13 protein-coding genes are annotated in these 12,102 nt (G+C 61.5%); 8 read left to right on the top strand and 5 right to left on the bottom strand.

All coding sequences use genetic code 11. The annotated features are described in order from the left end of the window. The first annotated feature begins 43 nt into the window (after window positions 1-43). From hemC to GA0061103_RS28730, 6 genes are all read left to right on the top strand, one after another. On the top strand, window positions 44-973 hold the full coding sequence (hemC, locus tag GA0061103_RS28755) for a hydroxymethylbilane synthase (protein WP_092717427.1): 930 nt from the start codon (window positions 44-46) through the stop codon (window positions 971-973). A gap of 6 nt (window positions 974-979) precedes the next feature. After that, window positions 980-1,708, top strand: a complete 729-nt coding sequence (locus tag GA0061103_RS28750) for a uroporphyrinogen-III synthase (RefSeq protein ID WP_092717424.1) — start codon at window positions 980-982, stop codon at window positions 1,706-1,708. Between the two features lie 80 nt (window positions 1,709-1,788). Further along, window positions 1,789-3,069, top strand: coding sequence for a COG4223 family protein (locus GA0061103_RS28745; protein WP_092717422.1), 1,281 nt, complete (start codon window positions 1,789-1,791; stop codon window positions 3,067-3,069). Between the two features lie 128 nt (window positions 3,070-3,197). Continuing rightward, window positions 3,198-4,805 carry a heme biosynthesis protein HemY gene (locus GA0061103_RS28740; protein WP_092717420.1) on the top strand — a complete coding sequence of 536 codons (1,608 nt, stop codon included), beginning with the start codon at window positions 3,198-3,200 and terminating at the stop codon, window positions 4,803-4,805. Window positions 4,806-4,918: 113 nt separating this feature from the next. Continuing rightward, complete coding sequence (locus tag GA0061103_RS28735; protein ID WP_092717417.1) at window positions 4,919-5,404, top strand: tellurite resistance TerB family protein; 486 nt, start codon at window positions 4,919-4,921, stop codon at window positions 5,402-5,404. Then, window positions 5,397-6,131, top strand: coding sequence for a glutamine amidotransferase (locus tag GA0061103_RS28730; RefSeq protein WP_092717896.1), 735 nt, complete (start codon window positions 5,397-5,399; stop codon window positions 6,129-6,131). Before GA0061103_RS28735 ends, GA0061103_RS28730 begins: the two co-directional genes overlap by 8 nt. Here the strand turns inward: GA0061103_RS28730 and GA0061103_RS28725 are convergent. After that, a complete protein-coding gene (locus GA0061103_RS28725; protein ID WP_092717415.1) occupies window positions 6,128-6,748 on the bottom strand; it encodes a poly-gamma-glutamate hydrolase family protein in 621 nt (206 codons plus the stop codon). The genes GA0061103_RS28730 and GA0061103_RS28725 overlap by 4 nt on opposite strands. An 11-nt stretch (window positions 6,749-6,759) precedes the next feature. After that, window positions 6,760-8,016: an MFS transporter gene (locus tag GA0061103_RS28720; protein ID WP_092717413.1), complete on the bottom strand. Its 1,257-nt coding sequence runs from the start codon at window positions 8,014-8,016 to the stop codon at window positions 6,760-6,762. A 106-nt stretch (window positions 8,017-8,122) separates the two neighbouring features. Between GA0061103_RS28720 and GA0061103_RS28715 the strand changes: the two genes are divergently transcribed. Beyond that, entirely contained in the window at window positions 8,123-8,446 is a 324-nt protein-coding gene (locus GA0061103_RS28715) for a YggT family protein (RefSeq protein WP_092717410.1), read from the top strand. Next, window positions 8,443-8,760: a DUF167 domain-containing protein gene (locus GA0061103_RS28710; protein WP_092717406.1), complete on the top strand. Its 318-nt coding sequence runs from the start codon at window positions 8,443-8,445 to the stop codon at window positions 8,758-8,760. The genes GA0061103_RS28715 and GA0061103_RS28710 overlap by 4 nt, the downstream gene beginning before the upstream one ends. Here the strand turns inward: GA0061103_RS28710 and ppa are convergent, their stop codons facing one another. From ppa to typA, 3 genes are all read right to left on the bottom strand, one after another. Beyond that, on the bottom strand, window positions 8,761-9,297 hold the full coding sequence (gene ppa, locus GA0061103_RS28705) for an inorganic diphosphatase (RefSeq protein ID WP_069613363.1): 537 nt from the start codon (window positions 9,295-9,297) through the stop codon (window positions 8,761-8,763). A 99-nt stretch (window positions 9,298-9,396) separates the two neighbouring features. After that, complete coding sequence (locus GA0061103_RS28700; RefSeq protein ID WP_069613362.1) at window positions 9,397-9,903, bottom strand: GNAT family N-acetyltransferase; 507 nt, start codon at window positions 9,901-9,903, stop codon at window positions 9,397-9,399. A 200-nt stretch (window positions 9,904-10,103) separates the two neighbouring features. Continuing rightward, complete coding sequence (gene typA, locus GA0061103_RS28695; protein ID WP_092717403.1) at window positions 10,104-11,921, bottom strand: translational GTPase TypA; 1,818 nt, start codon at window positions 11,919-11,921, stop codon at window positions 10,104-10,106. Window positions 11,922-12,102 lie beyond the last annotated feature (181 nt).

The following is a 12,102-nucleotide window of genomic DNA, read 5'->3' as shown; positions in this document are numbered from 1 at the left end:
AAATATGGTTACGGGAACTGTCGGTAACAACGGATCAAAGCGGATGCAAACAAAACCTTTCCGGATCGGCACGCGCGGCAGCCCGCTGGCGCTCGCCCAGGCACACGAGGCGCGCGACCGTCTGATGGCGGCGCACGGCCTTCCGGAAGAGATGTTCGAAATCGTCGTGCTCACCACCAAGGGCGACCGCATCACCGACCGTTCGCTCGCGGCAATCGGCGGCAAGGGCCTGTTCACCGAGGAACTCGAAGAGAAGCTGGCCTCGGGCGAGCTCGACTTCGCCGTCCACTCCGCCAAGGATATGGCGACGAAGCTGCCCCAAGGCCTGGCGCTCACCGCTTATCTGCCGCGCGAAGATATCCGCGATTCCGTCATCGGCCGCACTGCGCCGAAACTGATCGAGCTGCCGCGTGGTGCCACGGTCGGCTCCGCGTCGCTGCGCCGCCAGGCGCTGATCCGCCGGCTGCGCCCAGATATCAACGTCATCACCTTCCGCGGCTCGGTCCAGACTCGCCTTCGCAAACTGGAAGAGGGACAGGCCGACGCGACCTTGCTGGCGCTTGCCGGCCTGAAGCGACTGGGTATGGTCGAGGTCATCACCGATATTCTCGACCCGGACGAATTCCCTCCAGCGCCCGCGCAAGGCGCCATCGCAATCGAAAGCCGCATCGATGACGCGCGGATGAACGATCTGCTCGCCGCCGTCAACGACGCGCCGACTTTCGATGCCGTATCCTGTGAACGCGCCTTCCTGGCCGCGCTTGACGGTTCCTGCCGCACGCCGATAGCCGGCTACGCAATTTGCGAAGGCGATCATCTGCGCTTCTTCGGCATGATCCTCACCCCGGATGGCAAGCAGGTGCACACGACCACCATCGAGGGCCACCGCCGCGATGCCGAGGCGCTGGGGATCAATGCCGGCCAGGCGATCCGCGCCGAGGCCGGCAGCACCTTTTTCGAAGACTGGACCTGACGAGGGATGCGCGTCGTCGTCACCCGCCCTCAGCATTCGGGTGAGCGCACCATGCGGCGGCTGGAGCAGATGGGACACGAACCCCTGCTGCTGCCGCTGGCCGAACCTGTCCACGATGCCGAGGAAGCGAGACGAGCGCTCCTGGCCACGCAGGGCGACATCGCCGTCACCAGCGCCGAGGCGATCCGGGCGCTTTCGCTATTGGGTTCCGATCTTGTGCCTCATCTTGGTCGTCGCCTCTTTGCCGTGGGAAAGGCGACAGCCAAGGAAGCGGCTGATCTCGGATTCAGCAATATCGCCATGTCCGAAGGCGGCGGTGCAGAGCTTGCCGCCATGATCTCCAGCCACCCTTCAGGCCTGAACAACGGCCCCCTCCTCTATCTTGCAGGTTCTCCACGGGCCGCCGGTTTCGAAGCCGGATTGGCTGAGCGGCACCTGCCTTTCCTGACCGTCGAATGCTACCAGATGCAGAATATTGTCCCCGACGACAACAATCTTCGCCGGCTTTTCGCCGACACCCGCGCAGACGCCATACTGCTTTATTCCCACGAGACGGCGAAACGCTTTTTCAGCCTGCCATTCGTTCGGCACAACCCTGGCATCTTTGCCGAAACACGGTTTCTCTGCCTGAGCGAAACCATCGCCAGCGCAGTTCCCGAGCCGATGCGATCCCGCGTCGATATTGCCGACATGCCGAATGAAGACAGGCTTATGGCGCTTCTGATCCGCGCGTAAGGTCGCAATTTTGATGTAAGGCCTTTCCATAATCGCCTTGTCTGTCTAACTTCGTTGCAGCGCATGATAAAGAGGACCTCATGGTATCGCGAAAAACGCCTAACCATTCGAAGCCCAACGACGAACCGGTCACGATCGATCTGGAAGCCGAAAAAACTGCGCAGGACGCAGCTCGCGAGGATTTGACCGAGCGCAGCCATGGCGAGCTTGGCGGCTCCTCGGCTGATGAAGTGGAAATGCCGCTTGAAGCGGAGAAGGAACCACTTCGGGAGGAGGCTCAGGAGTCTATCTTCGCTGCCGCGCCGGAAGAACCGCAAACAGCAGCGGCGCAGCAGGCCGATCCTCCGCCTTCCCATGCCGAACATCCGTCTCATACGGAGCGGCCGCAATCGCGTGAAGGCTCGACGTCAGGCCTTATCGCGGCCGGCATCACCGGCGGCCTGATCGCCCTCATCTGCGCCGGCGCCTTGCAGTATGCGGGCTTCCTGCCTGGCGGCCGTGCAAGCAAAGAAAGTTCTACCGAGATCACCGCATTGAATGCGGAGATCGACGGCCTCAAGCAGAGCATCGCCAATCTCGCCGCCGCGCCGGCAGCCAAGCCCGACGAGGCGCTTGCCGCTCGCGTCGCAGCGCTTGAAACGAGCGCTGCCAACGGCGCTTCGGCAAGTGGTTCGGGTGGAGCCGCAAATCCTGCTTCAGAACAGAAGATCGCTTCGCTGACCAGCGAGGTCGAGCAGCTGAAATCGGATCTCAGCAAGGCAACGCAGAGCCAGGCCTCCTCCGATGCCGAAGTCAGCAAGCGTCTTGACGACGCCGAAAAGAAGCTGAGCGGGCCGAGCCAGGAAAGCGCGGTTGCCCGCGCCATCGCGGCGGCGGCGCTGAAGGCGGCAATCGACCGCGGCGGCCCCTTCCAACCTGAGCTCGACACTTTTGCCAATGTCGCGCCGGACGATCCGGCCGTTGCCGATCTCAAGAATTTCGCACAGACCGGCGTGCCCTCCCGCGCCGACCTGATCCGTCAGGTTTCCGATGTCGCGACCGCGATCGTCGCCACCGCACAGACCGACGATCCGAATCAGAGTTGGAGCAGCCGGCTGATGTCGGGCGCCAAATCGCTGGTGCAGGTCCGCCCCGTCGGCAATGTCCCCGGCGACGGTATCGATGCCATCGCCGCCCGCTTCGAGGACAAGGTGAGGAACGGCGATCTGCCCGGCGCGGTGACGGAATGGAACAGCCTGCCCGATGCGGCCAAATCCGCATCGGCCGCCTTCAAGCAATCGCTGGAGGCCCGCATCCGCGTCGAGGATCTGGTAAGCGACGCCCTGTCGAAGGCGATCGCCAATACCGGGAAACAGAATTAGAGCATGATGCTGAAAAGTATGAGCGATTTTCGGACGACATCATGCTCTACCTATTTGATTTTAGAGCGGATTCAGATTTTAGATCGTTTCGATCTAAAATCATCCGGCTCTAATGACGGAGCGCAGCAATGATCAGACTGCTTATCTTCGCCATTCTCGTCCTGGCTCTCGGCTATGGCTTTTCCTGGCTGGCGGATCGGCCCGGCGATCTCTCGCTGGTCTGGGAAGGCCAGCTTTACCAGACGAAGCTCATCGTTGCCGCCGCGATCCTGATTGCGATCGTGGCCGCGGTGATGATCGTCTGGTGGTTCGTGCGGTTGATCTGGACCTCGCCACACTCCGTCACCCGCTATTTCCGCGCCCGCAAGCGCGATCGCGGCTATCAGGCACTGTCGACCGGCCTGATCGCGGCCGGGGCTGGCAATTCTCTGCTGGCTCGCAAGATGGCGGCTCGCACCCGCGGCCTCATCCGCGCTGATCAGGAGCCGCTCATCAACCTGCTTGAGGCCCAGGCCGCCCTGATCGAAGGCAAGCATGACGAGGCTCGTCAGAAGTTCGAGCAGATGGCCAATGATCCGGAAACGCGCGAGCTCGGGCTGCGCGGCCTTTATCTCGAAGCCAAGCGCCTCGGCGCGCATGAGGCAGCGCGGCAATATGCCGAGAAGGCCGCCGACCAGGCGCCCTATCTGCCCTGGGCGGCGCAGGCGACACTGGAATATCGCAGCCAGGCCGGCCGCTGGGATGATGCCATCAAACTTCTGGACCAGCAGAAGGCCGCCCAGGTCGTCAGCAAGACCACGGCCAATCGTCAACGCGCCGTGCTGCTGACGGCCCGCGCCAGCGACAAGCTGGAGAGCGATCCGACAGGCGCCCGCGACGATGCGCTGGCAGCGCTGAAGCTCGTGGACGATTTCGTGCCTGCAGCATTGATCGCCGCTAAGGCACTCTTCCGCGAAGACAAGGTACGCAAGGCCGCTTCCACCCTTGAGCAGGTCTGGAAGGCGCAGCCGCACCCCGAAATCGGTCGGGCTTACGTGCGAGCCCGCAGCGGCGATTCCGTTCTTGACCGTTTGAAGCGCGCCGAGAGGCTGGAGGCGATCCGCCCGAACAATGTCGAGGCCCTCCTGTTGACCGCAAAGGCGGCGATGGATGCCGGCGATTTTGCCAAGGCCCGTGCCAAGGCCGAAGCCGCCGCAAGGATCGATGCGCGCGAAGGTGCCTTCCTTTTGCTGGCTGACATTGAAGAAGCCGAAAGCGGCGATCAGGGCCGCATCCGCCACTGGATGGCGCAGGCCCTGCGCGCGCCGCGCGATCCGGCCTGGGTTGCCGATGGCTTCGTTTCGGAGAAATGGCTGCCGCTGTCGCCGATCACGGGCCGTCTCGATGCCTTCGAATGGAAAGCGCCCTTCGGCCAGATCGAAGGTCCGGTCGAAGAAGGTTCCACGGTGTCGGTCGACGCGGCGCTGAAGTCGCTGCCGCCGGTGCGCGACGCCTCTCCCGCAACCGCGGCGGAAAAGCCAAGTTCACCGAAAGTTGCATCGCCGGCCGCCGATACCTATGTCATGGAATTGGAGCCCGTCGTGGCGAAACCCGCTTCAAGCGCATCCGAGGCAGCGCCAAAACCGGCGCAGCAGGAGTCTGAGCCCCGGCCCTTCTTCGGTGGTGCGCCTGATGATCCGGGTGTGAAGGATCATAAACTTGAACCGGAACCCAAGACGCGGCTCAAGTTGTTTTAGAGCAATTCCGGCAAAACTGCGCAGCGGTTTTGCGTCCGGAATTGCGGGAAGACAAAAAGATTGAGCATGGTGCCCCAAGAACCCTGCTCTGCTTGCTTTGAGAATGGAAACGGATGTTCGAACGCTTTCAGGAATTCCTTCATAACCTGACCCAGGACCACCCCAGATCCGGCTTCGCCCCCGACGACCCACGTGTCGCGGTGGCAGCGCTCTGCATCCAGGTCATGGAGGCGGACGGCAAGATCGAAAACAGCGAGAAGAAGCGGCTGCGCAAGCTCCTGAAGGATCAATATGGTCTGGATGGCCGCCAGCTCGACCGGCTGATCGCCGCCGGCGAGGAAGCCGAAAGCGAAGCCGTCGACTATTATCGCTTCACCTCCGACCTGAAGCGGCATCTCGACAGCACGCAGCGCCTCGAACTGCTCGGCATCCTCTGGGATATCGTCTATGCCGACGGCGAGCGCAGCGAGATGGAAGACCATGCGATCTGGCGCATCGCCGACCTCATGGGCATTTCCGACCGCGAGCGCATCATGAAGCGTCAGGAAGCAGCCGCACGCGCGCCCGGTTCGAGGGTGGAGACAGGCAATGATGATTGAAGCGCCGAAGAGCGCTGGCCGTCCGATATTGATCGTTCTGCATCAGGAGCGCTCCAGCCCCGGCCGCGTCGGCCAGATGCTGCTGGAAAAGGGCTACGATCTCGATATCCGTCGCCCGGTGCTTGGCGAACGCCTGCCCTCGACGCTTGAGGGACATGCCGGCGCCGTCGTCTTCGGCGGCCCGATGAGCGCCAACGACCCGGATGAGTTCATCAAGTCCGAAACCGACTGGCTGAAGGTACCGCTTAAAGAAAACCGGCCCTATCTCGGCATCTGCCTTGGTGCGCAGCTGCTCGCCCGCCATCTCGGCGCCAAGGTGAAGGCGCGAGACGACGGCAAGACCGAGATCGGCTGGTATGCGCTGCAGCCGACGGAAAAGGGCCGGCTGCTGATGCGCTGGCCGCAAATGGTCTATCACTTCCACCGCGAAGGCTTCGAACTGCCGCATGGCGCCGACCTGCTGGCAACGGCAGAGACCTATCCGAACCAGGCCTATCGCTACGGCGCCAATGCCTGGGGCCTGCAGTTCCATGCCGAACTCACGCGCGCCATGATGCAGCGCTGGGTCGTGCATGGCGAGCACCGCTTCTGCATGCCGAACGCCCAGCAGGGCCGCGAGCACCTGGAAGGTCGTATGATCTTCGACGCCGCGCTCAAGGCCTGGCTTTCCGAATTCCTCGATCTCGTCTTCGAGGGCAAGCAAGCGATGGCTGCCTGCGAAGCCTAGCCTGACAAAAACGCGCGATCGAATTCATCGATCGCATAGCGGATCGCTCCCGCATACCGCTTCAGTTGCTCCGCATCCGCCATGAGAGCGTCCCTGACGCTTCGCGGGATCTCGAGCTGGACACCGGCCTGCCGCTTGCCGCGATTGCAGATATTGCCGGCGGAAGCTCCCGCAAGCGCCTCCCCCTTCACTCTCGCGGCCGCCACAAAGCCATTGAGCCGCAATGTCCTAACGATCCGGTCGCGAAGCGATGTGTCGAGACCGCCGATCCAGCTCGTCAGCGGATCATCCCGATCCGTCCGCCCATGAACGGCGACGACAATCCATGAATTGGCCACCAAGCCGTTTGCTATCGGTTCATCGAAATTTTCGGAGGTGACGTGCAGCTCATGATGGAGCCTCACCGGATCGAGCCCTTCGAAACGATAAAGGGAGAACCTTTCACCCGCGATCGCCAGAGCGATTTCGGATGTGGCAGGCTCGATAAAGCCGCCATGGGGAGCGATGACAGCGATAGGCGACGATCGATCCTCGATATGGATGCGATAGGCGACGCCCTCGGTTTCACGCTCGCGGAGCGCCGAAAACGAATTGTATCGATCCGGCTTCCTTGTCATCGCGCAAGCCCTCAAGCCGGTTGCGGCTCGCCGTCACGGTCGGGCGCGTTCAGGCTGTCGATCCGGCGAAGCTGCGGGAAACCTGTGGCCCAGAGGATGGCGACGGTCAGCGTGCCGAGTCCTCCGATGACCACGGCGGGGATCGCGCCGAAATAATGCGCCATGGTGCCGGCGCGGAATTCGCCGAGCTCGTTCGACGCGCCGACGAAGACCATGTTGACGGCATTGACACGGCCGCGCACGTGATCCGGCGTCCAGAGCGTGATCAGCGTCTCGCGGACGTAGACGGAGATCAGGTCGGAGGCGCCCATGATGGCCAGAGCTGTTATCGACAGCCACGGCGTATGCGAGATGCCGAAGACCAGGGTTCCGACGCCGAACATGGCAACGCCGGCAAACATGCAGATGCCGGCACGATTGCGGATAGGATAGGTCGCCAGGAAAAGGCCCATGGCGATCGCGCCAAAGCTTGGCGCTGCGCGCAGCATGCCGAGACCCCACGGCCCGAGCGTCAGGATATCGCGCGCGTAGATGGGCATCAGCGCAACCGCACCGCCGAGCAGCACGGCGAAAAGATCGAGCGAGACGGCACCGAGCACCACTTTCTCCGACCAGATGAAACGGAAGCCGGCTAGCATCTCGCTCAGGCTTCGCCGCTCATGCGCGAGGCGCTGCTGCGGCTTCGGGATCAGGAATGTCAGCACCGAGCCGGCCGCAAAGAAAAAGACGGCCACGGTATAGGCGACATCGGCACCGACGCCATAAAGCAGGCCGCCGGCAACGGGGCCGAGGATGGCGGCTGCATCCCATGACATCGAGTTCCAGGTGATGGCGTTCGTCAGATCTTCGGGCGGAATCAGATTGGGCGCCAGCGACTGCATGGCCGGCGTCATGAAGGCGCGTTCTATGCCGAAGACCGTGAGGATCAGAAACACAGGCAGCGGAGCGAAGGTGCCCGATACGGTCAGGAACAGCAGCGCGGCCGCGCAGAGGGTGCCGACGAAAATGCAGATCGCGGAAATCCGCCGCCTGTTGTAGCGGTCCGCAGCCGTGCCCGTCACCAGGATCAGCAGTAGCGACGGCAGGAACTGCACGAGACCGATCAGACCGAGATAGATCGGCTGGCCGGTGTGCTCATACATCTGCCAGCCAACGGAGACGCTGACGACCTGCGTGGCAAAAGCCGTCAAAAATCGCGCGAAGAAGAAATAAGTATAAGCAACGTGCCTGAAGGCGGCAAACCGGTCTCCGCTGGCAGCGAACGACATGGGACGAGACTTTCCGATGCGGCCGCTAGCGCAAATGCCGGCCTTTTAAACATGATTCAACATGCTTCGGAGCATGGGACTTGCCCGTTTAGTCGCCAATGTCTACATGTCTGTCAACCGCGAATTGGAGACGGATATGCTCGCCTTATTTCAAACCATTGATCTGGCTTTGAATCTTTATACCTGGATCTTGATTGCCAGCGCCATCTTCTCCTGGCTCTATGCGTTCAACGTCATCAATTCGAGCAATCAGTTCGTCAGCTCCATCGGCAACTTCCTTTATGCGGTCACTGAGCCGGCCCTGCGCCCGATCCGCCGCATCCTGCCGGATCTCGGCGGCATCGATATCTCGCCGGTCATCCTGCTGCTCATCATCTTCTTCATCCGCTCGCTGATGTGGAATTCGATCGTGCCCTTGTTCCTGCGGTGAACAAAGCCTGGCAGGCCTTTGCGGATCACGTCAGGCTCTCCGTGAGGCTCACGCCCAATGGCGGGCGTGATGCAATCGATGGGCTGGAAGCCGGCAGCGACGGCGAGTGCTATCTGAAGGCGCGCGTCTCGGTGGCGCCGGAAAAGGGCAAGGCCAACAAGGCGCTGATCGCCCTGCTTTCCAAGAGCCTTGGCGTTCCCAAATCCATGTTTGCCCTCGTCAGCGGTGACACTGCGCGCAAAAAAATCCTCCGGATCGAGGGCGAACCGGAGGATTTAATAAGGAGGCTTTGCGCCGTCGCTGAAAGCGACTGATCAGGCCTTGGTGTTCTTCGCGCGCTCGATGGCTTCGACGATGAGCTCGCCGGCTTCCTTCGAACCCTTCCAGCCGAAGATCTTCACCCACTTGCCGGGTTCCAGATCCTTGTAGTGCTCGAAGAAGTGCTCGATCTGCTTCAGCGTGATCTCGGGCAGGTCGGTATATTCCTTGACCTTGTCGTAGCGCATCGTCAGCTTCGGTGCGGGAACGGCGATGATCTTCTCGTCCTTGCCGGAATTGTCTTCCATCATCAGCACGCCGATCGGGCGAACATTGATGACGCAGCCCGGAACCAGCGGACGGGTGTTGGCGATCAGCACGTCGATCGGGTCGCCGTCGTCGGAGAGCGTGTGCGGTACGAAGCCGTAATTGCCCGGATAGGTCATCGGCGTGTAGAGGAAACGGTCGACGACCAGCGTGCCGGCCTCCTTGTCCATTTCGTACTTGATCGGATGACCGCCGACCGGCACTTCAACGATGACGTTGACGTCTTCGGGCGGGTTCTTGCCAATGGAAATCGCGTCGATACGCATGCTTGTCCCCTAGATAAGGATGGTTGCCGCCAGCCAAATAATAGGATTCATCCCGCAACGCAACAACGCATCGGGAAACGGAGCTGATTTAGTTGCCGCTCAAGGCCAGACGAAGCCGATCTTGCGCAGCTGCCTGTGATCGAAAGTTTCGATACCCTCGCAGAAATCCGCGCCGCCCTGCCCGCGATAGAAGCGGTAGGCATTCTCGTTTTCCTCGAGGCACCAGACGACCAGCCCCTTGCAGCCAAGCGACTTCAACAGCCGGCGCGCCTCGCCGAACAGCATGCGCCCGAGACCAAGGCCCTGATATTGCGGGCGCAGATAGAGTTCGTAGATCTCGCCCTCCTGCGGCAGAGCGCGGGCACGATTGAGGCCGAGCGTGGCATAGCCGGCGATCTCGCCGGCGACATCCAGAACCAGCAACGTCGCCGGACCGCTGGTCGCCTTGCGCCACCAGGCTTCACCGCGACGCTCGATCATCTGGCCGAGGGCGCGATGCGGAATGATGCCGGCATAAGTGTACTGCCAGGACTGGCGGTGCACCTCCGAAATGGCTCGGGCATCATGGGGTTCTGCCCGCCGAACATCAATCGACAACGTCTTCATAACGTCTACTCTGGTCTTACCAACGCGAATTAACCATCCTCATTCATAAAGATGGCGGACTTGCCCACAGGCTTTATCCGTGGATCATTAACAAAAATTAACGACTTTTTAACCTTTAGGACAAGAGCTCAAAAACCGAACATGCAAATAAAAACCCCGGCACAATGGCCGGGGTCGAATGCATCGAAGCGCTACAGCAATCAGGCCAGACGAGCCTTCTCGTAACGCTTGCGCTCGTTGGGGTCGAGATACATCTTACGGAGGCGGATCGACTTCGGCGTCACTTCCACCAGCTCGTCGTCCTGGATCCAGGAGAGCGCGCGGTCGAGCGTCATGCGGATCGGCGGGGTCAGCTTCACGGCTTCATCCTTGCCGGCGGCGCGGATGTTGGTGAGCTTCTTGCCCTTCAGAACGTTAACTTCGAGGTCGTTGTCGCGCGAGTGGATGCCGATGATCATGCCGGCATAGACCTTCTCGCCGGCGTCGATGATCATCGGGCCGCGATCTTCCAGGTTGAACAGAGCATAGGCCACGGCTTCACCAGCTTCGTTGGCCAGCAGAACGCCGTTCACGCGGCCGCCGATCTCGCCCTTGTACGGCTGGTAATCATGGAACAGACGGTTCATGACGGCCGTGCCGCGCGTGTCGGTCAGGAGTTCCGACTGGTAGCCGATGAGGCCGCGGGTCGGCGCCCAGAAGACGAGACGGACGCGGTTGCCGCCCGAAGGACGCAGCTCGGCCATTTCGGCCTTACGCTCGGACATCTTCTGCACGACGATGCCGGAATGTTCTTCATCGACGTCGATGACGACTTCTTCGATCGGCTCGAGCAGCTGGCCGCTCTCATCCTTATGCATAACGACGCGCGGACGCGACACGGCAAGCTCGAAGCCTTCGCGGCGCATGGTTTCGATGAGAACCGCGAGCTGCAATTCGCCACGGCCGGAAACGTAGAATGAATCCTTGCCTTCGGCTTCCTCGATCTTCAGCGCGACGTTGCCTTCGGCTTCCTTGAACAGACGGTCGCGGATGACGCGCGAGGTGACCTTGTCGCCTTCGGTGCCCGCATAGGGGCTGTCGTTGACGATGAAGGACATGGTGACGGTCGGCGGGTCGATCGGCTGCGCGATCAGCGGCTCGGAGACCTGCGGGTCGCAGAAGGTGTCGGCGACGGTGCCCTTGGAGAGGCCGGCAATAGCGACGATGTCACCTGCCTGCGCTTCTTCAATCGGCTGACGCTCGATACCGCGGAAGGCGAGGATCTTGGAGATACGGCCGGTTTCGATGAGGTTGCCGTCTGCACCAAGAACCTTGACGGCCTGGTTCGGCTTGATCGAGCCGGAATGGATACGGCCGGTGATGATGCGGCCGAGGAAGGGGTTGGCTTCCAGGATCGTGCCGATCATGCGGAACGGGCCTTCGCCGACGGTCGGCTCGGGAACATGCTTGACGACGAGGTCAAGAAGCGGGCCGAGACCTTCGTCCTTCGGACCCTCAGGCGAATAGTTCATCCAGCCGTTACGGCCCGAACCATAGAGGATCGGAAAATCGAGCTGCTCGTCGGTGGCGTCGAGATTGGCGAAGAGATCGAAGACTTCGTTGATGACTTCGTCAGCGCGGGCGTCCGGACGGTCGATCTTGTTGATCGCAACGATCGGGCGCAGGCCGACCTTCAGAGCCTTGCCGACGACGAACTTGGTCTGCGGCATCGGGCCTTCGGCAGCATCGACGAGAACGATCGCGCCATCCACCATCGAGAGAATGCGCTCGACTTCACCGCCGAAGTCGGCGTGGCCGGGGGTGTCGACGATGTTGATGCGCGTATCCTTCCAGACGACCGAGGTCGCCTTGGCAAGAATGGTGATGCCGCGTTCCTTTTCGAGATCGTTGGAATCCATGACGCGTTCGGCAACGCGCTGGTTCTCGCGGAACGAGCCGGACTGCTTCAGGAGCTCGTCGACGAGGGTGGTTTTCCCATGGTCAACGTGCGCGATGATCGCGATGTTGCGAAGTGCCATATGTCTTAATCTCTGAGGCTGGGGCGCGGTATAAAGCAAACACGCCAATTGCATTTGGCGCGCTCATACCCTTTTTTTCGCGATTGCGAAAGGGGGGAGGCAAGAAAGCAGCTTCAAGCCCGCCTTCACGCCCCACGAATATACCAACCTTGCGCGCGGAGATAGCGAAAGCCTCCCGTCA

It is taken from the genome of Martinezella multihospitum, assembly GCF_900094585.1.
In the GTDB taxonomy this organism is placed as follows: domain Bacteria; phylum Pseudomonadota; class Alphaproteobacteria; order Rhizobiales; family Rhizobiaceae; genus Rhizobium; species Rhizobium multihospitium.
Note: the sequence above shows the minus strand (reverse complement) of the source record. Positions and strands in the feature narration are given on the sequence as shown.